This window comes from endosymbiont of Galathealinum brachiosum, from assembly GCA_003349885.1.
Taxonomy (GTDB): Bacteria; Pseudomonadota; Gammaproteobacteria; order SZUA-229; family SZUA-229; genus SZUA-229.
Map to the genome: position 1 here is coordinate 279,670 of QFXC01000011.1, position 26,605 is coordinate 306,274.

The following is a 26,605-nucleotide window of genomic DNA, read 5'->3' on the forward strand; positions in this document are numbered from 1 at the left end:
TATAATGAAAGACCTGAAACCAGATTTACAGCAACGAAAACAACAGGGTTTATATCGAAGCCGTAACGTTTTGCAAAGCCCACAAGATCGCGAGATCATTCTTAATAATAAAAAAGTTCTAAACTTTTGCAGCAATGATTATCTAGGGCTTGCAAATCATCCTGAAGTAAAAAAAGCCTTTATCAATGCCGCTCAAAAACATGGTGTGGGTAGCGGTTCTGCTCATCTGGTAAATGGTCACACACTAGCACACCACTCCCTTGAAGAAGAGCTTGCTGAGTTCACTGGTTTTCCTCGTGCTTTATTATTTTCCACCGGTTATATGGCAAATCTGGGCGTTGCTCAAAGCATCTGCACGAAGCAAGATACTATTATTGAAGACAAACTAAATCATGCTTCATTACTGGATGCTGCCAATATCAGTAATGCACGACTTAAGCGTTATTTACATAAAAATTATAAAAATTTAGCAAACAAACTCGGCAGCTGTCAGTCCGGGGAAAAACTGGTTAGTTCAGATAGTGTATTTAGCATGGATGGAGATGAAACTGATATATCTAAATTAATTCATCAATGCAGGGAACATGGTGCACGACTCATGTTAGATGATGCTCACGGCTTTGGCGTACTTGGGCAGGATGGACGCGGCTCATTAAATCATCAACAAATAAATTCAGGTGATGTTTCTATTTATATGGCAACTCTGGGTAAAGCACTGGGTACATCCGGTGCTTTTATTGCTGGATCAGAAGAGCTAATCGAAACACTGATACAGTCTGCTCGCTGTTACATTTACACCACTGCAATGCCTCCCGCTATTGCTGAAGCAACTCGAACCAGTTTACATCTATTAACAAAAGAAAACTGGCGACAGGCATCGCTAAATAATAATATCAATTTTTTTAAAAAGCTTGCTGTTCAGGCGGGATTAAATTTACTCGAGTCGAATACAGCAATTCAGCCCGTTATAATTGGCGATTCAAAAAAGGCTACTGGAATTAGTCAGAATTTATTTGACCAGGGCTTTCATGTGGCTGCCATTCGTCCACCAACTGTACCCGAAAATACCGCACGTTTACGAATAACATTAAGAGCAGATCATACAGAAATAGATATTAAGCTGTTAGTTGAAAACATTATTAAAATAACATTTTAATGCTTTTAACAAATTTAATTTCATAGGAAAAATTTTAGAAACTATAACTAATACCTAACATGAATCTTAAATCGTCTTTCTCAGGAGCATTACTCTGATCATCTATAACCGGTGAATTAATTCTATCCCAGATTAATGAAATATTAAGATCAAGGTCACCTGTTAACTCATTTTCAAACGTTGCTATCATATGATGTGTGTAACCACCTGCCTCCTCTTCTGATATCTGAATATTATATTTATAAATAAAATCCATTTTATTATTTATTTCAACTTCATAACTGGTTGATAATGCAAGAGATGCTGAATCTACTTTAATATCTTCACCGGGTAATACCGATACATATTCCGTGGACACATATGATGGGCCACCAGAAACTCTCCATTCTGTTTTGGGCTCATTAATGATTGTATAACCAACACCAACACCCACTGTTAAACGGTTTTCAATATTCTGAAATGCATCTTCAAAATACTCTGCAAACACAGGGGTATAGAAAAAGTTTCGTGTTACATATTTATCAAGATTACTGTTTAAGCGATGATTATTAACCGTCTCTTCAAGCTCACCACTAACCGCATCTGTTTTAGATATATTACCAATATAATCCAGAATAAATCTGGATTTTGATGTGCGCCTTTTAGCATTCAAGCCTGATGTAAAATCAACCTGCTCAGTATTACCTTTTCTTAAATCAAGCCCCAATGTAAATTTTATCGCCCATAAATCAATTTCACGGTTACCTGAAGGCGTAAAAGAAACCAGTTCAATAACATCATACTCTTTGACGGTTTCTCCCTGAGTAATGGTTACCAGATCTTTTGAAATATTCAAAACGCCTGTTACTTCACCAATATTTTCAATATTGACTCTAGCAGGTAAAAAAGTCTGTAGGTATTTAACGTCTTCCAGATCAATATTTAATAAATCGAGTTTATCGCTATCAAATTCAATGCTCTCGCTATACATCGATTTAATTTCGCCCTTAAGCCACTCTCCTGAGGTTAGCTGCACCCAGTCGAATTCTGTGGCACTGGGTTTCCAGGTAACAGGCTCATCTTCGGCAAAAACAGGATAATTTAGAAAAAACAGCCCAAATAGGGGGAGAATTATTTTAATTTTTTTATACATCGATGATTTTCAGTAAAAGGTGTTGAATTATTACACATAAAACCCGAGTTTATATCCTTATCAAAGCTTATGACAGCCCTTTATTAGATAGATTATTTTTTAATACATTCAATGAGTTACATAATTTCACAACAATCAGCAATTCACACAGACTGTGCGCCGTATACTCCCCGAGTTAATCAGTAGCTGTTTTAAATCAATAAAACACCCATAATATAGAGATATCATGACACTACATTAATAAGTGGACCCCCCATGGCAGACATAGAATTCGATACCCAGCTAATTAAGAAATATGACATAGCAGGCCCTAGATATACGTCGTACCCGACTGCAGTTCAATTTACACCTGAATTCACCGAGTCCGATTACCGTCAACAGGCAGCAAAATCAAACCATTCAGGCCGAGATCTGTCACTCTACTTTCATCTGCCATTTTGTGACACGATCTGTTATTACTGCGCCTGTAACAAGGTCATTACCAAAGATCGCAGCAAGGCAAACCCTTATCTTGATATGCTACACAAAGAAATTGCAATGCAGGGAGCACTATTTGACTCTTCACGCAAAGTAAATCAGCTACATTGGGGCGGTGGCACACCTACCTTTATTAGCCATGAACAAATGGCTGAATTAATGCAGGTAACACGTAAACATTTTAATTTACATGACGATGATAGCGGTGAATACTCAATCGAGATTGATCCCCGCGAAGTGAGCCGTGACAGTATTAAGTTATTACGCGACATTGGTTTTAATCGCATGAGCTTAGGTGTACAGGATTTTGACCCTGCAGTACAGAAAGCAGTTAATCGCATCCAGTCTGAAGAACAAACATTAACCGCTCTCAGCAGCGCAAGGGAGTTTGGCTTTAAATCAATCAGCACCGATTTAATTTATGGTTTACCCCTACAAACTGAGAAGAGCTTTGCATCAACTCTGCATCGAATTATTGATATTAGTCCGGATCGAATTTCATTATTTAATTACGCTCACATGCCAACCCTGTTTAAGCCACAGCGTCGCATCAATGAAGATGAAATGCCGTCTGCAGAAATTAAACTGGCTATCTTAAAACAAAGCATCGAACAACTAACCAGCGCGGGTTATGTTTATATCGGTATGGACCATTTCGCCAAACCGGATGATGAGCTTAGCATCGCTCAACAACAGGGTAAGCTATATCGAAATTTTCAGGGTTATGCTACTCATGCTGACTGCGATCTGGTGGGTATGGGCATTACATCGATCGGCACAATCGACAATAGTTTTGCACAAAACGTGAAAACACTGGATGAATATCAGGCACTAATCGGTGCGGGCAAACTCGCTGTTTTTCGTGGTGTGAAAATTGATCAGGACGATCTTCTGCGACGAGCGGTCATTATGCAGCTCATTTGTCATTTTAATTTGAATTTTGCTGATATTGAGTCTAGATTCAGTATAGATTTTGATGATTATTTCTCCGACGAAATCAAACGACTGGATGTTATGTGTGATGATGGTTTAATTGAAATGAATAAACAATCAATCGAAGTTACTGGAAAAGGACGATTATTAATACGTAATATTTGTATGATATTCGATCGTTACCTGAACAAAGCCCAAAACAGTCAACGGTTTTCTAAAGCAATATAATTTGAAAATTTTAAAGTAAGAGCCAGGGGATGAATATATGCCTTCACAATTGCTAAAAGAGTTTCTAGACGAAAACGATATTAAGTATGTTTCAATTATGCATTCCATGGCATTTACTGCCGTTGAAGTTGCTAAAAGTGCACACATTCCCAGTCGTGAGCTGGCTAAAACCGTTATCTTAAATGTAGATGACGAACTTGTTATGGCTGTTGTTCCCGCGAACTACAAAGTTGACCTGGATATTTTACGCCAGACTCTAGACACTAAAAAAATTCAACTCGCAAAAGAATCCGAATTCACCCCACATTTTAAAGATTGTGAAGTTGGGGCAATGCCACCCTTCGGCTGCCTGTATGACATGGATGTATACATTGCTGAAAGCCTGTCGGAAGATGACACAATTGCATTTAACGCCGGCTCACACCTGGAAGCGATTCAAATGAATTATAAGGATTATGAAAACCTGGTAAAACCCAGATTTATATTTCTTGATAATTAAACTAAACACTACTTATTGATATGCGGCAAGGTATTAGAAATGACCAGAAAACGCAGCCATGAAAAAACAAAGCATATTACAGATCATACTAAACGCACCAGTCGTGCTTATGAAATAAATGGGCAGTGGTATTTTGAACTTCGGGATGGCGGTCAAAAAGGCCCCTATGATAATGAACTTGCGATGCAGGCCGATTTGAATGAGTTTATTTTATTACATGAACAAATGAATCAACAAAACTAATTAGCAACCTCTTTCTATACAAACATTTTATAAGCCCGTAACTCTGTTCAAATCAATCACTTAAGCAAACACCCCACATAAACGAAGCATACCACTTGTCGTATCTACCTGTTTTACATTTGAATTCTTACACTTCTGTCTTATGATTTAATACAGACGTTCTAATTTATATCTGTTATAAATTAACTCACAAATGATAAGAAAGAGGTTCACATGCAACAACACAGAGCTGGAGAAAGCTGCACTATTCCATTTCGAAATGAACGCTATTTCTGCGCTAATGGCGTCTGGTTTTTTGAGACACGCGGAGGGAAACAACAGGGCCCATTTTTAACTAAAAATGAAATGGAAGGCGAACTAGTAATGTATATTCGCGAACAAACCCTGTTAGATCAGACATTGAGAGAGATTTCATAAGTATCTATTAATCTCTAAACTCAGACACTCTAATGCGTCCGTTAATCATCTTTGATTCACGCTTCATTATTTTGTTCATTTTTTGCCAGAACGCCTGATTTAAATCAAAATCTTGCGCAATGGCTGTGCCCATTAATAAAATCATTAAATCAGCACATTCTTCAGCCAGGTCTTCGACTGACTTACCTTTACTGGCACAAGCGGATATTTCACCCAGCTCTTCAGTCATCAGGGCAATTCGATACATTAATTCTTCGCCACCGGTATTTTTAAAGTCATGTTTATCATGAAAGGCCTGCACCTCTGCCAGCATTTCATCATAAGAATCGTTATTCATATTTACTTCCCAGAAATCTTAAAATTAATTATGTAGTTTCGGATAAAACGCTCTTTCAAACAAGTAATTTTAGCGCATACTAATGTATAAGCACATACTGTTTCAACAATAGTAGTGGCGGCTGGTTAATTTTTTATATCTACAAATAACAAATTACTGGTAACAGTGCTAATAACATCTCCCTTCTTTATATACCAAGGAGAAGCATCATGAGTACTGCGGAAAATATACTGACTGAAATACAACTTGATGAATATGGCCTGCTAAAAAACACACAGGACTGGAATAGAGAAGTTGCCCTTACGCTAGCCAATGACCTTAACATTAAACTTCTTACGGCTGATCACTGGAAAGTAATTGAAGAAATGAGAAGGCATTATGTACGTTTTGGTGTGGCTCCTGCAATACATAATATCTGCCATATTAATCATAAAAGTGAGGAATGGGTTCATGAACTTTTCGGCACCTGTTTTAATGCCTGGCGCATAGCCGGCTTACCCGACCCGGGTGAAGAAGCTAAAGCCTATTTAAATGACATGTAAATCAGATATTAAAATAATATAAAAACTATTTTAGTTCTGTACGATTTTGTTTTCTTTTAACAGCCGTTTAAAACACAATCGCTCACGCTCATCAAACAGTCGTTTTGATATCAACCATAAAACCGATATCACACCAAGCCCTGTGCCTGATGTTATCATGAACATAATTAAAATTTGATACTTCACAGCCTCAACCGGTGCTGCGCCCGCCAATATTTGACCTGTCATCATTCCTGGCAGGCTCACCAAACCCGCTGCTGCCATGGAGTTAATAATAGGAATCATACCCGCACGCATTGCCTCTCGCCGAATATCTGCAATAGACTCATCGGCTGTTTGACCAAGCATCAAACGTTGCTCAATTACCGGACGTTGCTGCCATGCATTTTGTATTAAACGATCCATGCCCAGTGCAATTCCCGTCATTGTATTACCTAGCAACATACCTAACAAAGGAATAGCGTACTGAGGTGAATACCAGGGATCTGCCTGAATAATGATAACTAAACACAATAGAGTAACGATGAAAGAAGAAACGAATAGTGAGCCGGTACTAATACCGAATCCCCACCAGCCTTTTAATTTACGCTGCTGTCTGGATAGTATTTCCCAACCCGCAACAGAAATCATAATAAATGCAATCACTACAATAAAGCCGATTGATGTACTTGAAAACAACGTTTTCAAAACCAGACCAATTAACAATAACTGTACAGTTGTTCGAGCTGCTGCAATATATAACTGTCGAGTTATACCCAGTTTCATATAAGCACTGAGTACACCAAGTAATAAAACCAGAATTGCAGCCAGACTTAAATCAAAAGAACTGAGTTTAATCAACATCTACCAGCACTCCATTTTCAAGCACATATTTATTCTGACAAACTCTTTGCAACTGATCATGATCATGGCTAATCCAGATTGCACATGCTGATCTGGTATGAAGATAATCTATTACGAATTTTTCAAACAGCTCAGTATTATTTCTATCTAGATTAGCTGTAGGCTCATCAAGCAACAAAACATCCGGCTGGTTTTGTAATAATCTTAATAAACCCAGTCTTTGCTTTTCACCACTTGATAAACGGGCAACACTCCAGTGAAGGCAATCATCTGAAAAACCGAGTAATACCAGCTGCTTTCGAAGAATCGACTCGGAATATACTGAAAAATGCTCACCAACCGTATCAAACCACCAACTGGTTTCAGCAGATAATAAAACGATTTTCTGCCTCCATAGATGTGCGTCTATACTCTGCTGGTTAATATCATCCAGTATTATGTCTCCACTATGATCATCCAGATCGGCCAGTGCCCGAAGTAAACGAGATTTACCTGAACCTGAAGCTCCACTTAAACCTGATATTTCAGTCTCTTTCAACTGCAGACTAATCGGACCACAATGTAGAAAATGTAATTTTTTTATATTAAGTAAATGCACAATCGTTTTTGATGTTTTTTGTCTATAATAATAAATATGAAAAAATACTTAAATATATTCTCATTCGTGATCTTATCAGGATTTTTGTGTTTACCGTTATCTGCTGGTCAGTCAAAGCGAATTGAAGTTTATTCAATTAGTCAGAGCTTCTGGGATGTAACGCCCGGTGAAACACTCGGTGACATTGTAAAACAATTATTACCTGAAAACGCTGGTTTGCGTGAAAAACTTCAGTATCAGATAGTTGAGCTTAACCCGGACGCATTTAGTAACAGCAATCCAGACAACCTGAAAGCCAATATTCGACTCTGGCTACCAAACAATGCTCCTGCGATGCAACAGGTAAAAGATAAAAACAAATATGAAGTTAAATCTTTTAGCTGGGGCCAGGTCAATAAACCCAGAAGAGATTACTAATTAAAGGCATCACTTTTTATTTAAGATTCCAGACTAATTGCCTTAATTCTATAAACAGAGTTACTCGACCTCAGACTGTTCACTTTATAAAGAGTTTTCACAATAACCCTCGCTCCGCAAACGAAACAACTTCATCACCCACAACAAAATGATCCAGCACGCGAATGTCTACAAGACCTAACGCCTCTTTTAATCGCCCGGTAATCCTTTCATCTGACTGACTGGGCTCAGCTACACCAGAAGGATGATTATGCGCAAATATGACTGCTGCAGCATTATGCTCTAGTGCTTTTTTTACCACTTCTCTTGGATACACACTGGCTCCATCTATGGTGCCTCGAAACATTTCTTCGAAATGAATCACCCTGTGACGCTGATCCAGAAACAACACTGCAAAGACTTCATAAGCATAATCACGCAACTGACTGCTTAAAAACTGTCGGGTTTCCTGCGGGCTGGTTAAGCTATCTCCTCGTTTCAACCCTTCACTCAGATAACGCCTTGCCATTTCCAGCACAGCCTGTAACTGAGCATATTTTGCTGTACCCAGCCCATGATGCTGACAAAATGATTTCTGGTCTGCTTTAAGCAACTGACGCAAACCATTAAAGCCGTCTAACAGGTCATTTGATAAATCTACAGCTGTTTTTCCACGAGTACCGGTACGCAGAAAGATTGCCAGCAATTCTGCATCGGTAAGAGACTGACTACCTAAAGCCAGAAGTTTTTCACGGGGCCGTTCTTCAAGCGGCCAGTCGGTAATTGACATAGAGGAATCCTTTTTCTATGGGGAGTTCGAGTCTACGCTTACCACTTTTACTTGCCAACTGATTATATGGATTAGCCACTGAGACACATCTTTTTAGGGTAAAATGCTCAAAATGAAAGCCTCACTACATAATAAAAACATTCTACTCGGCGTTTGTGGCGGTATAGCTGCATACAAAAGCGCTGAATTATTACGTCGCCTGCAGGATACAGGCGCTAATGTACGTGTTGTTATGACATCAGGCGCAACCAAATTCATCACCCCTCTGACTTTTCAGGCTCTGTCCGGGCACCCTGTTCACACGGATTTACTGGATACAGAAGCAGAAGCAGCAATGGGGCATATTGAACTGGCCCGATGGGCTGATTTAATACTTATCGCACCAGCAACAGCGAATAGCATTGCCCGTCTTGCTTCAGGCCGTGCAGATGATTTATTAACAGCAATATACCTTGCCAGTAACTCAAAAAAAGCTGTTGCACCGGCAATGAACCACGTCATGTGGACTGCCGAGACAACCCGGGAAAACATACAGAAATTACAGAAAAACGGCACTGAAATCTTCGGCCCCGCCTCAGGCGATCAGGCATGTGGTGAAACAGGACCCGGTCGACTGCTTGAAGCTGACAAATTGATCAGTTCATGCACACAGTTATTCGACACCGGTGAGTTACAGGGCATTAAAATCATGATTACTGCAGGGCCAACATATGAGCCCATAGACCCGGTGCGTTTTATTGGTAATCGCAGCTCAGGCAAGATGGGTTTTGCTATTGCACAGGCAGCTATTGAGCAGGGAGCTATCGTTTCTCTAATCGCAGGCCCCGTAAGCCTTAACACGCCTGAGCACAGTAAACGCACAGATGTAGAAACCGCACTACAAATGCATCAGGCTGTTATGAATAACATTGACGGGCAGGATATATTTATTGCTACAGCGGCAGTTGCAGACTATCGCCCGATTAAACCCCGGTCTCAGAAAATCAAAAAAACAGATGATGAGTTTTCCATTTCACTGACCCCGAATCCAGACATACTAAAAGAAGTTGCGGCTCTCGATAACCCGCCTTTTACTTTAGGTTTTGCCGCAGAGACACAAAACGTTAAAGACTACGCCTTGCTGAAACTGAAAAATAAAAAGCTGCAAATGATTGCAGCTAATCAGGTTTCCCATAGTGAAGATGAGCAAGACACGGGCTTCAATAGTGAATACAATGCTCTACAGATTCTGTGGAACGGTGGCGAAGCCAGGCTTGAGCGTTGTCGTAAAACACAACTAGCCAGACAACTTATTACCTTATTGGCAAAGAGATACCATGAAAAAACTACAACTTAAAATACTAGACTCACGCATAGGTTCAGAAATTCCTTTACCTGAATATGCCACTGACGGTTCTGCGGGCATGGATTTACGCGCCTGCATTGACGGCTCTATAACACTTAAACCCGGCGATACGGAATTAATCCCAACGGGTATCGCAATATATATATCAGATCCTGGTTACGCAGCGACTATTTTGCCTCGTTCAGGTTTAGGACATAAACACGGCATTGTTCTGGGAAACCTTGTAGGTCTAATCGATTCAGATTATCAAGGTCAATTATTTATTTCATGCTGGAATCGCGGCAATAAAGAATTCACTATTGATGCTGGCGATCGAATTGCTCAGCTTGTTATTCTGCCTGTACTTCAGGTTGAACTTGAAACTGTTGAAGAATTTAGTAACAGTGATCGTGGTGATGGCGGCTTTGGTTCATCCGGTCATAAATAACTTTAACTTAGCTACTCGCAGCAATAAAAGCAGATACAAAAGCAATCAAAATTAAAATCATATTGCATTTAATAACAAATATTTTCAGGAATGATTAATGACAAATATCAACCCAGCTATTTTTAAAATGTATGATATCCGTGGCATTGTCGCTACAGATTTAACACCCGACACTGTACGCCTTGTTGGTCAGGCATTTGCCACCGAGTGCTTAAAACAAAATGTAAATGAAGTTTGCATCGGAAGAGACGGTCGGTTACACAGTAAAGAGTTATCTATCGCTTTAACTGAAGGTTTAAATGCGGGTGGCTGTGATGTTATCGATGTAGGTATGGTGCCAACACCTGTTCTATATTTTTCTACCCATCACTTAAACACAGGTACCGGCATAATGGTTACCGGGAGTCACAACCCACCAGAGTACAATGGACTAAAAATGTCGATGGCGGGAAAAACGTTATACGGAGATGACATCACTGGACTTTATGATTTAATTCAATCGGGCAACTTTAATAAAGGTAGTGGAAGTTATCGTGAAGAAGCATTGCTCGACAAATATTTAGATCGAATCGTCACCGACATCAAACTGGCAAGACCAATGAAAATAGCGGTTGATTGCGGTAACGGCGTGGCTGGGGTAATTGCAACAGAATTATTTACAAAACTGGGCTGCGAAGTAACAGAGCTTTTTTGTGATGTTGATGGCACCTTCCCTAACCATCATCCCGACCCGAGTAAACTTGAGAACCTGAAGGATGTTTGCGCCGCGATAAAAGAACATGACCTGGAATTAGGCCTGGCATTCGATGGCGATGGCGACCGTGTTGGTGTTATTGATGACAACCAAAATGTCATCTGGCCTGATCGCCAAATGATTTTATATTCTGAAGATGTATTATCACGCGTACCAGGCGCGCTCATTATTTATGACATTAAATCCAGTTACAATCTGGGCAAAGAAATCACTAAAATGGGTGGTGAAGAATTAATGTGGAAAACAGGCCATTCTTTAATCAAAGCAAAAATGAAAGAAACCGGTGCAGCACTTGCTGGTGAAATGTCTGGTCACATTTTCTTTAAAGAGCGCTGGTATGGATTTGATGATGGTTTATATAGCGCTGCGCGAATGCTAGAAATTTTAAGCCATAAATCGGGCACTTCATCCGAGATATTTAATGCCCTACCAGATAGCTGCAATACACCAGAAATTCAAATCATGTTTAAAGAAGGTGAACATCACAACTTTATGGAAAAGTTTAAATCAACTGCCAGTTTTGAAAATGCTGACATCTCAACTATTGATGGCATGCGAGTAACATGGGCAAAAGGCTGGGGTTTAATTCGCCCATCAAACACAACACCATGCCTTGTATTACGATTTGAAGCTGAAGATGAAAACTCACTAACTGAAGTTCAAAATAATTTTCGAGAACAGATTTTAGCTACAGACAGTTCAATTAGTATAAATTTTTAATTATAAAATAACGTTGCTGCAGCCGAATCTATTTTTTTGGATGCAGTAACACTACTCAAACACAGTTATTAAGAAAACAATCATGGATAACACAAAAGCCAGTTCCGTAGTAAAAGTTCTCTCCGAAGCTTTACCTTACTTACAGAAACTAAACGGAAAAACCATCGTAATAAAATACGGCGGTAATGCAATGACCGACAAAGACCTGAAACTCGGTTTTGCGCGTGATATCGTTTTATTAAAACAGGTCGGCGTTAATCCGGTTGTTGTGCATGGCGGTGGCCCTCAAATAGCTGAGTTACTTGAGAGAGTAGGCAAAGAGTCAAAGTTTATTCAGGGCATGCGTGTTACCGACACAGAAACTATGGACATAGTTGAAATGGTTTTAGGCGGCCTCGTCAACAAAAGCATTGTAACCATGATTAACCAACAGGGCGGTCGTGCAGTTGGCCTTACCGGCAAAGACGGCAGCCTGATTCGCGCACATAAAATGCATTTACCCCCTGATGCCGACAAACCATCCGAACTCATCGACCTTGGTCATGTAGGTGAAGTAGATACTATTGATCCCTCAGTTGTTTCAATGCTGGATGATGATAATTTTATTCCGGTTATTGCACCAATTGGTGTGGGCGTAAATGGTGAGTCTTATAATATCAACGCTGATCTGGTTGCGGGTAAACTTGCAACGGTTCTTGGTGCTGAAAAATTATTGCTGTTAACTAATACTGTTGGCATTTTAGATAAGCAGGATAACTTACTCACAGGTTTGAGCACTAAAGAAGTTGACGGTTATATTTCTGACGGCACAATTCATGGTGGTATGCTGCCTAAAGTTAACTGCGCTCTGGATGCGGTTAAATCAGGCGTTAAAACTTCTCATATTATTGATGGACGGGTTGAGCATGCGGTGTTGCTTGAGTTATTGACGGATGAGGGTGTGGGTACTTTGTTGAAGGGGTAGTTTTAGCTCCCCTATAATTTATTATTCATCGCAAGTTTCTTAACTATATAGGAGCTTGAATTTTATGATTACAATCTGCCGGCATTCTGACTCGCTCTAATCTTCTGGGAATTAGAGCGAGCAAATACTCTGACAAACCGGAATCAATAAGCTCAAATAAGTACTAATTATTTATTAGCATGATCCTTATCAATCAAAGCCAGTGACAACTCTTCAATCGCTCGTTCAAAACCCGGCTTCTCCATCAGCACTCGATTACAACAAGCTTCAGCTTCAACAAAATCACCTTTTTCACGATAGATACGACACATACCAATTAAAGCAAACGCATCAAAACCTAAATCCAGACTCCGCTCATATAACTCACGCGCTTTATCTGATTCTTCCTTACTCATCCAGGCATCACCTAAACGACTTAAAATATTTTGATTATAAGGTTCTTTATCTAAAATCTGACCCCATAAATCAATTGCCTCATCTATATGACCAGCTCCACGCTGACAGTTGCCCAGACCATATAAAGCATAAGAGTTATCAGGCTCAAGTTCGGTAGCTTTACGATAATATTTCTCTGCATTCTGGTAATCACTTCTACGCTGATAAATATTTCCTACCATGGTTAACACGGCTACATAATTTTCATCTAACGATAACAATGTTTCAAAATAACCAAGCGCTTTATCATCTTCACGATTTTTGTAATATAAATTTCCTAAACCCATTAATGCATAACGGTCACGGGGCTGAATTTTAATAGACTCTAAATACAGTTTTTCAGACTTTTCTGGCATATCCATGCTTTTATAAGCATCCGCAAGGCGAACCATTACATGTACATCACCACGATTTATTTCAAGATATCGTGCCCAGAATTCCACTGCTTTATCTGACTGACGTAAACCACGGAAACAGTCGCCAATTCCACGTAATGCAAATACATTACTCTCATCAGACTTTAACAGCCTGGTGTAGAAACCTATGGCTTTATTAAAATCGTTGGACATCCTAAACAGATCACCAAGACCAACCAGCACATAACTGTTAGCGGGCTCGATATCGAGCGCTTGCATAAAAACTGTTTCAGCATCACGAAAGCGACGCTGTCTCATTAGTTTTTTGCCCGTTTTTGATAAATTTAAAACTTCACTATTTGGCTGTTGCACAATTATCTCTTAATGATCACATTTAATATTTTACATTTAACTACTGAGTATATACGAAGAAACGGGGTTTATTTTAGATCTTAACCCTCGATCAGTTTACATACTCGCTATTGTCTCTAATAATATGCACCTGATTGTCCTTAACCCGGACAATCAGATACTAACAGGACATTTATAACTCTTTGATACCCGTGATTAACTCACCGACAGCTTTCTGGCCATCACCATATAACATGCGAGTATTGTCTGCATAGAACAGGTGATTTTCGATGCCTGAGAAACCAGAGCCTTTTCCTCGTTTAATCACAATACAGTTTTTTGCTATATCAGCATCCAGTATAGGCATGCCATATATCGGGCTATCAGGATTAGAACGCGCAACTGGATTAACAACGTCATTCGCACCAATAACTAACGCCACATCTGCTGTTGGGAACTCCGGATTAACTTCATCCAGATCCAGTATTTTATCGTAATCTATACCTGCTTCTGCCAGCAGTACATTCATATGCCCCGGCATACGCCCCGCTACCGGATGTATTGCAAACATCACTTTCACACCACGAGCTTCAAGCAGCTTGGTTAATTCAGATACTTTATGCTGCGCCTGAGCAACTGCCATACCGTAACCCGGCACAATAATCACTTTTTCTGCAAATGCCATCATAATGGCTGCATCTGTACCCTGAATCTCTTTCATGCTGCCTTCGATATCTTCTTCAGCGGCATCACCACCATCAGACCCGAAACTGGCAAACAGAATATTACTGATTGGACGGTTCATGGCTTTTGACATTAACTGTGTCAGCAGTGTACCCGCAGAACCAACCACGGTACCGGCAATAATCATTGCAGCATTTTCCAGCACATAACCTTCAAAAGCGACAGCCAGACCCGTCAACGCATTAAACAGCGAAATGACAACAGGCATATCAGCACCACCGATAGGCGTAGTAAACATCACACCAAAAACCAGCGCCATGACAAAGAACAATAAAACCAGCTGAATGCTCACATCATCACTGAAACCAATAATCGCACCAGCCACCAGCGTGAGCGCAAACAGTATGAGGTTAATCATCATGTGCATAGGCAAACGAATGGTTTTCTTCATAATGCCCTGCAGTTTTGCAAAGGCAATGGCTGAGCCAGAGAATGAAATAGCACCGATTAACGCACCAATAACCGCTAGCACCTGAGCAGTTGCACTTAAATGATGCCCCATACCCGGCATATCAGAATTTCCTGCCATTTTCACCAGCTCAACCGCTGCAATCGCTGCTGCTGCACCACCGCCCATGCCGTTATAGATCGCAATCATCTGCGGCATGTCAGTCATCTGTACACGTTTAGCTGTGGTATATGCAACACCAGAACCAACGGCAATCGCAACAACAATTAGCACCACATTGCTCGTATGGTCAAATACACCCGGCTCAAAGAAAGCAACCAGAGAAGCTGCCACCATAGCGATACCTGCCCAGACAATACCGCCTGTAGCCGTTACCGGTGAGCTCATTTTTTTCAGGCCCATGATAAACAAAATGGCCGTAACGAAATAAACTACCTGAATAAATATATCCATTACGCTTCGCCCTTCTTATCTTTTGGATTAAACATTTCCAGCATACGCACCGTGGCCACATAACCACCTACTGCATTACCTGAAGCAAGCGCGACTGCAATAAAACCTATTACCTGTTCCAGTGTTGATTCCGCCCCACCCATTACAACGATGGCACCCACTAGTACAATACCGTGGATAAAGTTAGAACCGGACATCATAGGTGTATGTAATATAACCGGCACACGACTAATGACCTCATAACCTGTAAAGGCAGATAACATAAATATATAAAGCGCTGTAAAACCACCAATTTCAATCATGATGCTACCCCTTCTTTATAACGTTCTGCTTTAATTTCACCATCATGAGTCAGAGCAGTGTTTTTAATCACCTCATCTTCCCAGTCCAGCTCTAACTCACCTTCTTTGATAAAAGGAGAAAGCAGATTAAAACAATTTTTAGCGTACATTTCACTGGCATGTATAGGCACCTGAGATGCCACATTTAATGGCCCAAGAATGGTTACACGACCTTCAAAATCAACAGTTTCACCAGGTTTGGTTAACTCACAGTTGCCACCACCTTCAGAGGCCAGATCCACAACAACTGAACCCACTTTCATATTGGCAACCACTGCAGCGCTAATAATTTTAGGTGATGGTCGACCAGGAATAGCCGCTGTAGTCACTATCACATCAGACATAGCAATATGTTTATCTAATACATCCTGCTGCTGTTTTTTCTCATCATCTGTCAGCTCACGGGCATAACCACCCTCACCATCTGCACTCACACCGGTATCAACAAACTTGGCACCCAGAGATTCACACTGCTCTTTTGTGGCAGCGCGTACATCATAAGCCTCAACCACCGCTCCCAGACGTTTTGCTGTTGCAATAGCCTGAAGCCCGGCAACACCTGCACCAATAATTAACACTTTAGCCGGGCGAATAGTGCCTGCTGCGGTTGTTAACATAGGGAAGAAAACCGAGGCTTTATCAGCCCCCATAATCACGCCTTTATAACCCGCGATACCGGCCTGAGATGACAGGGCATCCATAGACTGTGCACGTGTAATACGAGGCACCAGCTCCATAGCCAGACTAGTCACCTTCTTATCACACATGGCTTTTGTCAGATCCTGATTTTTATGCGGTGCCATAAAACTGGTAATCACACAGCCATCTTTCATCATCTTAAGCTCATCCAGTGTAGGGGGCTGAACTTTAAAAATCACATCCGCATCCTTGTACAGTTCTTCCGCTGACTCAATAAGAGTCACACCTTCAAACTGCTCATCGGAAAAATGTGCAGACGCTGCAGCACCTTTCTGCATGCAAACCTCAACACCGATCTCTAATAATTTTTTAGCTACTACTGGATCACATGCGATGCGACGCTCACCCGGTACTATTTCGTTTGGTATTGCCAGACGTATTGGCATTCTTTAACTCCTGCTTTTGCAGTATAAATTCAGATTTTCAAACAGCTTTTTTATTCCTGTATTATAGTTAAGTCTGACAAAAGACAACTGAACTAATAGACAGTTTAGAAAAAAGCTAATCAAAACACTTGTAAGGTCGAAAATTAGCAAGCTATTATACAACCAGAAACGCAAGGCTTGAATGCTAAAAAACTAAAAATGAGCCAAAATATGCACAAATGTAACTATTTTATAAGTGGTAATGAATGTCACGCTATTTAAATCACACTAATTTCGCCCATGGCTCCCAGGAACGTCTAGGTGTTCTACTGGTAAATCTGGGTTCACCAGACGCCCCCACTGAAAAAGCAGTGCGAAAATATCTCGCTGAATTTCTCTGGGATCCAAGAGTAATTGAAACACCTCGACCACTCTGGTGGTTAATTCTCAATGGCATTATTCTACGATTCAGGCCACGTCATAGTGCTGCTATGTATAAAAAAATCTGGACAGATGAGGGATCCCCGCTGATCAGCATTTCTAAATTACAGGCCCAAAAAGTCGAGCAGAAGTTACAAAGTAAAATTAGAGGTGCTGTTATCGTTGATGCAGCTATGCGTTACGGTAAACCGTCAATAGCCGAAGGCTTGCGTGGGTTGCGTTCTGCAGGAGCCAAACGTTTCATCATTTTACCAATGTACCCGCAATATTCCGCTACAACCACCGCATCCGTTTTTGATGCAGTTACCACCGAGCTTCAAAAATGGCGCTGGTTACCCGATATGCGCTTTATAAACAGCTACCATGATCAACCAGCATACATAGACGCACTTGCGAAAACCATTATCAACCACTGGAGCACCCGGGACAGAAAACCGGATATGCTGGTGTTCTCTTTTCACGGCATCCCAAAAAGTTATGTCGACAACGGAGACCCTTATTTTTGCCATTGCCAGAAAACAGCTCGACTGGTTGCAGAAAAATTACTGCTTAAAGAGTCAAAATGGAAAGTTACCTTTCAGTCTCGCGTTGGCAGAGAAGAATGGTTACAGCCATATACAGATAACACCATGAAACAAATGGCACATCAGGGCATCAAATCAGTTGATGTAGTATGTCCCGGATTTTCAGCTGATTGTCTGGAAACACTGGAAGAAATAAACATGGAAAATCGCGAACTGTTTTTAGATCGCGGTGGTGTTCAATTTGATTACATTCCCTGCCTGAACGCCAATGATTTCCATATTAATGCACTGAGCGAATTAGTCATTCAGCACAGCTTTGGCTGGCCTGAAACAATGCCCGGCTGGGATGCTGGGCTACAGGCCGTTGAAGCAAACAAAACCAGGGAGCGCGCCACTAAAATGGGCTCAGGCCGATAACATCAAAACCACTTATTGCCGTCAGCCGCTGTTTACTCGGCGACAGAGTGCGTTACGATGCGACCATCAAAGAGTACCCCCTGTTGCTTAATTTCATTAAACAACACTTTAAGGTAATTTCCGTTTGCCCGGAAGTTGAGATTGGCTTAACTGTACCCCGGGCACCAGTTCAGCTTTGCGGCAGCACCGACAATATACATATTCTTGGCCGTGATGACCCGTCAATTGATATCACTGTTAACATGCAAAGTTACTGTCAACAACGCCCTCCTCAACTAGACTCTATTCATGGTTATATTTTTAAAAGCAAATCACCCAGTTGCGGAATAGAAAATATACCGGTTCATAACAATGGTGAGATTATCAGCATGACAAAAGGCGTTTTTGTAACAGCCATATTACAGCATTTCCCAAAGTTGCCGATAACAGATGAGTTAGACTTGATAAACCACGAACACTGCGAAATTTTTCTGCAGCTTGTGAAAAAACATCAACAAAACCAGACATGCTAAAAAAACTCTTAATAACGCTTTTATTCTATATCTTAAGTTGCCTGCCTGTAGCCAGTAATGCAAACGCAAGGGAAGAAGGACTGCAGGCATTTAAGCTTGGACAATATGAGCTCGCTTTAAGCTACTGGACACCTCTGGCAGAGTCTGGTGATCGTGAAATTCAGTATAACCTTGGTGTAATGTATAACGATGGCCGTGGCGTTGAAAAAAACATCAAGCTCGCGATTAAGTGGTTAACTAAGGCAGCGACACAAAATGATGCGGATGCACAATTTCGGCTGGGTAAATTATATACTGATGGCGCAAATATTGAGAAAGATCTTGTGCAGGCTGAACGCTGGTTAAGGCTTGCCGCACTCAAGGGCCATGGAAATGCCTGTTATTATATTGCACAGTTTTATGCACATGGAGAGGGCCTGCCAAGAGATAATGACCTTGCATTACGTTGGTACTATCGTGGCGCAGAAAATGACAATACCTCGGCCATGTTTAATCTCGGATACATACACGAAGTAGGACAGGGCGTACCTAAGAATTTACCCGAAGCATTTCGCTGGTATGAAAAAGCAGCTAAAAATGGTGCTGCAGATGCACAGGCAAATTTAGGTCGGCTTTATTTTAAAGGGCAGGGCACCAGTCAGGACAAAGTCATGGCTTTCGTCTGGTTTAAACTGGCTGCAAACCAGAACAGAAAAAATGCTGAAATAAATGCACGGTTCACTTTCAGGCAGCTAAAAGAAAACGATCAAAAACAGGCTATTTCTTTAACTGAAGAATACACAAAAAAGTTTATTAAATAATCAAACAACGGCCCTCCTTATCATGGGAAAAAAACCATATCTACAGTTTTTGATCAAAAAATAGTACAATCAAATCGTGACACAGGACTGGCCAATGGCCGCCCACCAAATGACAGGCCAATATATGATTCAATTCAAAGCAAACTACAGCCGCACTGTGCTGCTGCAACTTATTTTCATTCTTATAACCCTTTGCGCAATAATTCTATTCAATAGTGACTACTTAATAGATTTATATTTAAAAAATCAGGCCACAAAAACAGGCTACATTATAAATAGCATTATTGTCGGCCTGTTTGCACTAGGTCTGTTTCGCATTGTTATTATTTTACTACGTTATAGTATTGAAGAATCGGCACTGGCGAAATTCATTAAAAACGTTGAGTTAAATGAAAACAGCCCAATATCAAATATTCGTCCGAAATCACTTATTAGTCGACGTTACTCTTCCGTTATTGAAATTAGTAAACAAAATGTTTCAGTTAATCATAGTGCGCTTGCAGCCACATTACTTGCATCCGAAAGCACTCGCTTAAGCCTGCCTAAATTCATCAGTAACATACTTATACTAACCGGTGTATTTGGTACGATTGTTTCATTATCAATAGCATTGCTCGGCGCATCAAACATCATCGATTCTGCTGATGGAATGGGCAGTATGAGCATGGTCATTCATGGCATGTCTACCGCACTATCCACCACCACTACCGCTATAATCTGTTACCTTATTTTTGGTTACATGTATCTTAAACTTACCGATGTACAAACTCAGTTACTTAGTGGCATAGAACAAACCACTAACTTATATATTTTACCCAGATTCACCTATCAAACAGATTCAATGTTACATGAAGTTGGTAATCTGGTTAAAGCGCTTCATTCTGCAGCTGATAGCATGGCAAAAACCCAGCTTGATTATGCCGAGTTAGGCAATAGTCTTAATGCAATTACCAGCAATTACGCCCAATCTCATTCAAAACTAAGTTCTGATATCAATGAAATAAAACACCTGTTAAAACAGGGTTTCCGTTTACCGGAATAATGTAAAGGTATTGCTATTATGAACGACGGCTTTATTGACCTACGTAGCCCAGAACTTGGCAGTGAGAATTTCTGGCCTTCATTTACTGACATTATGACTGTGGTAGTCATGATTTTCCTGCTCACCACTACCGTATTAATGGTTCGCAACTGGGAGCTTATTGATCAGTTACGTAATAGCATTATTGCTGAACAACATGCATCAGAAGTTATTCTTTCTACCAATCAGGAAAATGCAACCCTGGAAGAACAACTGGCTCACGCCGAAAATGAAACCTCAATGTTACGCATGCAGTTAATGGACGCATCAGAACAGAATACTCGACTGGCCAGCACTGTAAACGATCGTGACCAGCAAATTGTTTTAATACTTTCTGAAAAACAACAATTGCAAACTGATTTAGCTGATAAAGAACAAAAAATTACATTGCTTGATAACAACATAATACAACGTGACGATGAACTCGCCAGCATCAAAACCAACCTGATAAAATCACGCAATGAACTTAAATCATCTCAGGATTTAATCGTAATATTGCAACAGGAAAAAGTAGCACAAACACAACAGCTATCCTCTCTTGAAGATAACTACGGTTCTTTAAAAATCAAATATGAAAAACTAATTCGCCCTGCAAGAAGTGCTAAGGGAAAATATGTTGTAAGCGTTAGTTACCAGATAAATAAAGGCAAAACCAGAATACGATTTAAGGAAGTCAGCCAGAAAAACCATAAAACCCTAACTATAAAACAGCTCCATAAAGAACTCGCCATTTTAAAGAAAAAGCATCCTAAAAGTTTGTATATAAAAATTGTAATACCCAAAAATAGCGGCCTGACTTACAGTGACGCCTGGACCTTCATGAAAGGCCTGCTTGAAAAATATGATTATTATTATCAGTAATTAATTTGTATATATGTCTGTAAGAAATAGCTTTAGCTGACTCCTACGAGCAAAACTAACCGTCATAAAAAAAGCCAGATATGAAATCTGGCTTTTTTTATTTCAGAATTATGGAACTGAAATCAAATAATCATTAAGCTACTTTTTCAGCTTTTGAATGATATTCTTCAACTTTTCTAACTTCAGCAGCTGAACCCAATACAACCGGCACACGCTGATGAAGACCGGTTGAATCAACTTCCATTATACGACCGTGTCCTGTTGATGCCATGCCGCCTGCCTGCTCAATAATGAAACCCATTGGATTTGCTTCATACATTAAACGTAATTTACCAGCTTTCGATGGATCACGATTATCATATGGGTACATGAAAATGCCACCACGAATCAAAATACGATAAACCTCAGCAACCATTGATGCAACCCAACGCATGTTGTAACGCTTGCCTAGTGGTCCATCTTCACCTAATTGACAGTCCTCAATGTACTGCTTCATTGGCTCTTCCCAGAAACGGCGATTTGCCATGTTAATAGCATACTCAGTTGTTTCTTCAGGAATAGATACGCCTTCAGTTGTTAATACAAACTCACCAATTGTGCTATCTAGTGTAAACATATGCACACCCTGACCTGTAGTCAGAACAAAAACGGTTGACGGGCCATAAACAACAAATCCAGCTGCTTTTTGCTCAATACCTTTTTGCAGGTAATCATCTAACTTGGGTGTTTCTTTACAACCTAATGGCGCTTTTAGAACTGAGAAAATAGTACCAACAGAAATGTTTACATCAATATTTGATGAACCGTCTAAAGGATCAAACATCAATAAATACTCACCTCGTTCTTTAGATGGAACATCGATTGGATCATCAATTTCTTCAGAACCCATGCCCGCAACCAGGCCGCTCACACTCAGGTGATCAGCCATAATGTCATTTGTAATGATATCCAGCTCTTTCTGAGTTTCACCCTGTACATTTTCTGAGCCAGCAACACCTAGCACACCTGACAACTCACCACGGCTAACCGTAGCTGCAATTTCTTTACATGTGATGCTAACTTCGTGGATCAGCTCAATAAGATCATAAGGCAGATCAACACCCGCGCGCTTTTCATGTAACAAAAACTGTTTTAATTTCATACCAGTGGTCATAGTTCGACTCCATAGATGTCTTGTAAATCAGACCAGAAAGCGCTCTTATGGTGTACACCCGGGGGGAGCAATAGACTGGCCAAGTAAAATTTGGTGGCGTATATTAACATATTCTAATTTTATGTATATGTAATTTTATCTTATACCTCTGATAACACTTCGATACAGAACCAGTGAAACGCATGAATATACGCTCAGAACCCCATTATAGCTGCATTTAATCAATATACTTTCACCTTTAATACCGTTTGGCTGAAAAGTTCACAGCCTTATATTCAAACATCAACACGTACTGATATGATTATTATTGACTGATAATTCATGAAATACTAATATACGAGCCACTGATCTGGGCATCAGCATATGTAACAAACTAAATGATAAAAGTAAGCGGGAGCAGCATGGCAAGGATAATACAAAGCGAGAATGGACAGTTAACACGACAGTATTTCTTAAAAGAAAATCATGTCAGTATCGGTCGCTCAACAACCAACCTGATACAACTAGATGACACTGTTATTAGCTCAAACCATGCAGAAATTTTTATCGAACGTGATCATCACGGTAACGATATATATTTTCTGATGGATCTTAATAGTAAAAATGGAAGTTTTATTAACAAGGACAAAGTTAGCTGTAAACAACTAAAACACAAAGATCGTATTCGGTTTGGTCATCAAACGTTTACGTTTATTGATGATAAAGAGTATTTAAAACAGAACAATAATGAAAAAATTTCTCAATAGTATACCTATGCCCGCACTGGCAATTGCTGCACTTTTTCTTGCTTTAGCCCCCTTTATGCAGGAGCCACATTTACTGGAAAAATCAAAAATGTTGCTTGATGGTAACTTAACTAAACCAATCGATATTTTTGATTTTTTTATGCATGGTACACCTTTAGCCCTGTTAGTTTTGAAGTTGTTTTTTATGTTTAGTGATAAAGAATCTAATTCCATCAATAAGGCTGATTAGCCTGTTTTTTAACCTCGTCAGTTCGTGTACTTTCAGACAGCGCTTCATCTAAATTTGATTATTTTGATACCGGCTTTTAGAGTTACTGCAAGTTAGTTTATATACAAACTAAACCCTAAAATTAAAACATATCCTGTTAAAACATATCCTGTGGATCAACATCAATCGACCACCTGACTTTATTCACTGTTTTTAATTTATTAATTCCTGGCACCCATTGACGCAAAACAGAATGTAAACTCTTTCTTTCTTTTGACAATATAATAAGTTGCCAACGATATCGCCCGGCACGTCTTTCCATCGGTGCAGGCAAAGGTCCAAACGTCTCAATTTCTTCATAATTTAAGGCCTGCCTACACTCATTTAAAAACTCAATACCATGCTCTTTCTGCATTGACTCACATCGCACAAGAACCATATAACTAAAGGGAGGAAAACTGGCCTGTTTGCGCTCTATTAATGCTGTTTTTGCGAAACCGGTATAACCACTATCTAAAAGAGTATGTAAAAGAGGGTGTTCAGGATGATGTGTTTGAATAATTACCTCACCTGGTTTATCTCCTCTTCCTGCACGTCCGGAGACCTGGATTATTAATTGCGCCATGTGCTCAGTACCACGAAAATCGGCACTAAATAATCCCTGGTCCGCATTTAGTATTCCTACCAGTGTTACATTCGGAAAGTCATGCCCTTTTGCTAACATCTGCGTACCAATAAGTATTCTTGCCTCACCTGTTCTTGCCTGATTTAATTTTTTATCTAACTCACCTTTACGTCGTGTTGTATCCCTGTCTATACGACTAATCACAACGGATGGAAATTTTTCTGTCAATGCAACTTCTATGCGCTCTGTACCAGCACCGGGAATATACAAACTTTCATGATCACATTCCGGACATTTTGTTGGTGCCGGTTTTTCATAACCACAATGATGACAACGAAGACGCTGGTTATGATGATGTAATGTCATATTAGCATCACATCTTTGACAGGCCGTAGTCCAGCCACACTCATGACACATTAATAATGGTGCATAACCGCGACGATTTAAAAAAAGTAATATCTGACCATCATTATTCAAATGCTCTTCTATTTTATTAAATAATTTATCCGAAATTCCGTCATCCATTGGTCGCCGGCAAACATCCAGCAAACTTACTTTTGGAGGGCGTGCACTTAACACTCCTCTTTTAGTTAATTTCAATAATGAATATTGCTCACGAGAAACATTTTCCAGACTTTCAAATGACGGAGTCGCAGACCCCAGAAGCACAGGAATATTTTTATTCTTAGCCCGCACCAACGCCAGGTCTCTAGCATGATAGCGAAAACCTTCCTGTTGCTTAAATGATGCGTCATGCTCCTCATCTAATATAATTAAACCTAAATCAGGCATCGGTGTAAATAAAGCAGACCGTGTGCCAATCACAACCCGTGCAACGCCCTTACTTGCCTGCACCCATGCACTGTGTCTTTGCGTATCATTTAAACCGGAATGTAAACTTGCAATAATCGTATTAAGGCGTTTTGTAAAACGTTGAGTTAACTGAGGAGTCAGACTAATTTCAGGTACCAGCACTAATACCTGAAGATTTTGCGCCAGAGCATGTTCAATAATTTCTAAATACACCTCTGTTTTTCCACTACCCGTAATACCCTGCAATAAAAATGTCTGATAAGAATTAAGTACACCTATAACTTCCCTGGCGGCATTCTCCTGCTCTGAATTTAATTCAGGTTTTTCAGGTAACCTGTCATTACTTACATTGGATAGCGGTGCAATCGCTGTTTGAACTTTTTCAATTATTTCTACTAGTGATTTGTCGACCAGAGACTGTAACGGTGATCTCCAGTTATCCCAGTCTTCATTTAACTGACTGGAAATCACTTCAGATTTTGCTGAATTTTTAAAATATGCCAATAAAGCAGCCTGTTTAGGCGCTCGTTTCAACTCATTTACATCTACTTTGTTACCTGATTCCGTTAACACCCAGTGATTTTCAGACTTTAGTTCTGCAGCCGCACCCTCCCTGAGGCGTTTAGGCAGTGCACTAAAAAGCACATCCCCCAAAGGGTGATGGTAATAACTGGCAGCCCATTTGAGTAACTTAATTATTTCCGCTGGCAATAATGGCTGGTCATCAACTATATCTAACACAGGTTTGAGTTTTGAAACCGGAAACATTGACTCACTCTCCAGCGAAACCACCATGCCTATTAACTGCTTCCGGCCGAACTGAACCCGTACTCGAGCCCCTGCCACCGGAGGATGACTAAATGTAACTGGAACCAGATAATCAAACAGGCTGTACAGAGGAACAGGAACGGCAATACGAGCAATAATGGAATGAGACATGTGTATATTGTGCCAGTGAAGCCTTATTAATTGGAGACTTGAAAATTAATTTCGAGTCAGTTTTTTTTATTTTTTCCACAGAAGCTGTGGATAACTCTGTGGAGAACTTATGTTTTAAGACAAAAACTCCTCATTCCAGCGCGCCCTCTATTAAATTGATCATTTTTTAATCACTCATAAAACCCATATAATACAGTAGGTTAGAGAACCAATACAGCTCAAACACTATAGATATAGTAGTTTTAACTTTATAACTTAAACTGTCATTGGCAATGTGTATAAGTATTTCCTTGAATGGATATTTTACTCTCAAATTTAATACATTTGAGCAGTAATACATCACGCTTACACTCTTTAATTAAAGTAACACTTTAACGTATCGAATATAACTCATTGAATTATATAGAATTAAACTTTTATCCACTAAACCTGTGGATAAGACTGTTGATAACAGTTGAATACAGGCTTAAATTCTCCTGTTTTATACCCTGTTTGACAGTTTGCTCACATTTTAACCAGCATATTAAACAT

29 protein-coding genes are annotated in these 26,605 nt (G+C 40.0%); 18 read left to right on the plus strand and 11 right to left on the minus strand.

Annotation, left to right across the window (positions count from 1 at the left end; translation table 11 throughout):
* Positions 1-4 precede the first annotated feature (4 nt).
* The gene (gene bioF / locus DIZ80_09595) at positions 5-1,156 is read left to right on the plus strand and encodes an 8-amino-7-oxononanoate synthase (GenBank protein RDH83143.1); all 1,152 of its coding nucleotides are present in this window, start codon (positions 5-7) and stop codon (positions 1,154-1,156) included.
* A gap of 34 nt (positions 1,157-1,190) precedes the next feature.
* On the opposite strand, the gene DIZ80_09600 is transcribed toward bioF, so the two are convergent.
* Entirely contained in the window at positions 1,191-2,288 is a 1,098-nt protein-coding gene (locus DIZ80_09600) for a DUF481 domain-containing protein (GenBank protein ID RDH82530.1), read from the minus strand.
* A 255-nt stretch (positions 2,289-2,543) separates the two neighbouring features.
* Between DIZ80_09600 and hemN the strand changes: the two genes are divergently transcribed.
* The 4 genes from hemN to DIZ80_09620 all read left to right on the plus strand — a co-directional run bounded on the left by hemN (position 2,544) and on the right by DIZ80_09620 (position 5,085).
* Positions 2,544-3,926: an oxygen-independent coproporphyrinogen III oxidase gene (gene hemN, locus DIZ80_09605; protein RDH82531.1), complete on the plus strand. Its 1,383-nt coding sequence runs from the start codon at positions 2,544-2,546 to the stop codon at positions 3,924-3,926.
* Positions 3,927-3,963: 37 nt separating this feature from the next.
* On the plus strand, positions 3,964-4,425 hold the full coding sequence (locus DIZ80_09610) for a deacylase (protein RDH82532.1): 462 nt from the start codon (positions 3,964-3,966) through the stop codon (positions 4,423-4,425).
* A gap of 39 nt (positions 4,426-4,464) precedes the next feature.
* Entirely contained in the window at positions 4,465-4,668 is a 204-nt protein-coding gene (locus tag DIZ80_09615) for a hypothetical protein (protein ID RDH82533.1), read from the plus strand.
* Between the two features lie 213 nt (positions 4,669-4,881).
* A complete protein-coding gene (locus DIZ80_09620; protein RDH82534.1) occupies positions 4,882-5,085 on the plus strand; it encodes a hypothetical protein in 204 nt (67 codons plus the stop codon).
* Positions 5,086-5,092: 7 nt separating this feature from the next.
* Here DIZ80_09620 and DIZ80_09625 read toward each other — a convergent pair whose 3' ends face one another.
* Positions 5,093-5,422 carry a pyrophosphatase gene (locus DIZ80_09625; GenBank protein ID RDH82535.1) on the minus strand — a complete coding sequence of 110 codons (330 nt, stop codon included), beginning with the start codon at positions 5,420-5,422 and terminating at the stop codon, positions 5,093-5,095.
* Between the two features lie 209 nt (positions 5,423-5,631).
* Between DIZ80_09625 and DIZ80_09630 the strand changes: the two genes are divergently transcribed.
* Entirely contained in the window at positions 5,632-5,964 is a 333-nt protein-coding gene (locus tag DIZ80_09630; protein ID RDH82536.1) for a hypothetical protein, read from the plus strand.
* 30 nt (positions 5,965-5,994) lie between these two features.
* Here DIZ80_09630 and DIZ80_09635 read toward each other — a convergent pair whose 3' ends face one another.
* On the minus strand, positions 5,995-6,807 hold the full coding sequence (locus DIZ80_09635; protein ID RDH82537.1) for an iron export ABC transporter permease subunit FetB: 813 nt from the start codon (positions 6,805-6,807) through the stop codon (positions 5,995-5,997).
* The gene (locus tag DIZ80_09640; GenBank protein RDH82538.1) at positions 6,797-7,408 is read right to left on the minus strand and encodes a hypothetical protein; all 612 of its coding nucleotides are present in this window, start codon (positions 7,406-7,408) and stop codon (positions 6,797-6,799) included. Before DIZ80_09640 ends, DIZ80_09635 begins: the two co-directional genes overlap by 11 nt.
* 81 nt (positions 7,409-7,489) lie before the next feature.
* Between DIZ80_09640 and DIZ80_09645 the strand changes: the two genes are divergently transcribed.
* Positions 7,490-7,822, plus strand: a complete 333-nt coding sequence (locus DIZ80_09645) for a hypothetical protein (protein RDH82539.1) — start codon at positions 7,490-7,492, stop codon at positions 7,820-7,822.
* A 97-nt stretch (positions 7,823-7,919) separates the two neighbouring features.
* Here DIZ80_09645 and DIZ80_09650 read toward each other — a convergent pair whose 3' ends face one another.
* Positions 7,920-8,591, minus strand: a complete 672-nt coding sequence (locus tag DIZ80_09650; GenBank protein ID RDH82540.1) for a hypothetical protein — start codon at positions 8,589-8,591, stop codon at positions 7,920-7,922.
* A 112-nt stretch (positions 8,592-8,703) separates the two neighbouring features.
* Between DIZ80_09650 and coaBC the strand changes: the two genes are divergently transcribed.
* The 4 genes from coaBC (at position 8,704) to argB (ending at position 12,801) form a co-directional block, all read left to right on the plus strand.
* Positions 8,704-9,927, plus strand: coding sequence for a bifunctional phosphopantothenoylcysteine decarboxylase/phosphopantothenate--cysteine ligase CoaBC (gene coaBC / locus DIZ80_09655; protein ID RDH82541.1), 1,224 nt, complete (start codon positions 8,704-8,706; stop codon positions 9,925-9,927).
* Entirely contained in the window at positions 9,908-10,363 is a 456-nt protein-coding gene (locus DIZ80_09660; GenBank protein ID RDH82542.1) for a dUTP diphosphatase, read from the plus strand. The genes coaBC and DIZ80_09660 overlap by 20 nt, the downstream gene beginning before the upstream one ends.
* 97 nt (positions 10,364-10,460) lie before the next feature.
* Entirely contained in the window at positions 10,461-11,837 is a 1,377-nt protein-coding gene (locus DIZ80_09665) for a phosphomannomutase/phosphoglucomutase (GenBank protein RDH82543.1), read from the plus strand.
* 82 nt (positions 11,838-11,919) lie between these two features.
* Positions 11,920-12,801: an acetylglutamate kinase gene (argB, locus tag DIZ80_09670; GenBank protein RDH82544.1), complete on the plus strand. Its 882-nt coding sequence runs from the start codon at positions 11,920-11,922 to the stop codon at positions 12,799-12,801.
* Positions 12,802-12,968: 167 nt separating this feature from the next.
* On the opposite strand, the gene DIZ80_09675 is transcribed toward argB, so the two are convergent.
* The 4 genes from DIZ80_09675 to DIZ80_09690 form a co-directional block, all read right to left on the minus strand.
* Positions 12,969-13,964 (minus strand): hypothetical protein, encoded by a 996-nt coding sequence (locus tag DIZ80_09675; GenBank protein ID RDH82545.1) that lies wholly within the window; start codon positions 13,962-13,964, stop codon positions 12,969-12,971.
* Between the two features lie 172 nt (positions 13,965-14,136).
* Positions 14,137-15,549: an NAD(P) transhydrogenase subunit beta gene (locus tag DIZ80_09680; GenBank protein ID RDH82546.1), complete on the minus strand. Its 1,413-nt coding sequence runs from the start codon at positions 15,547-15,549 to the stop codon at positions 14,137-14,139.
* Positions 15,549-15,848 carry an NAD(P)(+) transhydrogenase gene (locus DIZ80_09685; protein ID RDH83144.1) on the minus strand — a complete coding sequence of 100 codons (300 nt, stop codon included), beginning with the start codon at positions 15,846-15,848 and terminating at the stop codon, positions 15,549-15,551. The genes DIZ80_09680 and DIZ80_09685 overlap by 1 nt, the downstream gene beginning before the upstream one ends.
* Positions 15,848-16,975 carry a Re/Si-specific NAD(P)(+) transhydrogenase subunit alpha gene (locus tag DIZ80_09690; GenBank protein ID RDH82547.1) on the minus strand — a complete coding sequence of 376 codons (1,128 nt, stop codon included), beginning with the start codon at positions 16,973-16,975 and terminating at the stop codon, positions 15,848-15,850. Before DIZ80_09690 ends, DIZ80_09685 begins: the two co-directional genes overlap by 1 nt.
* 245 nt (positions 16,976-17,220) lie before the next feature.
* On the opposite strand from DIZ80_09690, the gene DIZ80_09695 reads away from it, so the two are divergent.
* The 5 genes from DIZ80_09695 (at position 17,221) to DIZ80_09715 (ending at position 21,590) form a co-directional block, all read left to right on the plus strand.
* A complete protein-coding gene (locus DIZ80_09695; GenBank protein ID RDH82548.1) occupies positions 17,221-18,336 on the plus strand; it encodes a ferrochelatase in 1,116 nt (371 codons plus the stop codon).
* The gene (locus tag DIZ80_09700) at positions 18,333-18,848 is read left to right on the plus strand and encodes a hypothetical protein (GenBank protein RDH82549.1); all 516 of its coding nucleotides are present in this window, start codon (positions 18,333-18,335) and stop codon (positions 18,846-18,848) included. The genes DIZ80_09695 and DIZ80_09700 overlap by 4 nt, the downstream gene beginning before the upstream one ends.
* Positions 18,842-19,648 carry a sel1 repeat family protein gene (locus DIZ80_09705; GenBank protein ID RDH82550.1) on the plus strand — a complete coding sequence of 269 codons (807 nt, stop codon included), beginning with the start codon at positions 18,842-18,844 and terminating at the stop codon, positions 19,646-19,648. Before DIZ80_09700 ends, DIZ80_09705 begins: the two co-directional genes overlap by 7 nt.
* 94 nt (positions 19,649-19,742) lie before the next feature.
* Entirely contained in the window at positions 19,743-20,690 is a 948-nt protein-coding gene (locus tag DIZ80_09710; GenBank protein RDH82551.1) for a hypothetical protein, read from the plus strand.
* An 18-nt stretch (positions 20,691-20,708) separates the two neighbouring features.
* Complete coding sequence (locus DIZ80_09715; GenBank protein ID RDH82552.1) at positions 20,709-21,590, plus strand: hypothetical protein; 882 nt, start codon at positions 20,709-20,711, stop codon at positions 21,588-21,590.
* Between the two features lie 133 nt (positions 21,591-21,723).
* Here DIZ80_09715 and DIZ80_09720 read toward each other — a convergent pair whose 3' ends face one another.
* On the minus strand, positions 21,724-22,743 hold the full coding sequence (locus tag DIZ80_09720) for a class 1 fructose-bisphosphatase (GenBank protein ID RDH82553.1): 1,020 nt from the start codon (positions 22,741-22,743) through the stop codon (positions 21,724-21,726).
* A 377-nt stretch (positions 22,744-23,120) separates the two neighbouring features.
* On the opposite strand from DIZ80_09720, the gene DIZ80_09725 reads away from it, so the two are divergent.
* The gene (locus DIZ80_09725; protein RDH82554.1) at positions 23,121-23,489 is read left to right on the plus strand and encodes a hypothetical protein; all 369 of its coding nucleotides are present in this window, start codon (positions 23,121-23,123) and stop codon (positions 23,487-23,489) included.
* The gene (locus tag DIZ80_09730; protein RDH82555.1) at positions 23,470-23,718 is read left to right on the plus strand and encodes an RND transporter; all 249 of its coding nucleotides are present in this window, start codon (positions 23,470-23,472) and stop codon (positions 23,716-23,718) included. Before DIZ80_09725 ends, DIZ80_09730 begins: the two co-directional genes overlap by 20 nt.
* Before the next feature lie 136 nt (positions 23,719-23,854).
* Here DIZ80_09730 and DIZ80_09735 read toward each other — a convergent pair whose 3' ends face one another.
* Positions 23,855-26,074 carry a primosomal protein N' gene (locus DIZ80_09735; protein ID RDH82556.1) on the minus strand — a complete coding sequence of 740 codons (2,220 nt, stop codon included), beginning with the start codon at positions 26,072-26,074 and terminating at the stop codon, positions 23,855-23,857.
* Positions 26,075-26,605: the final 531 nt, after the last annotated feature.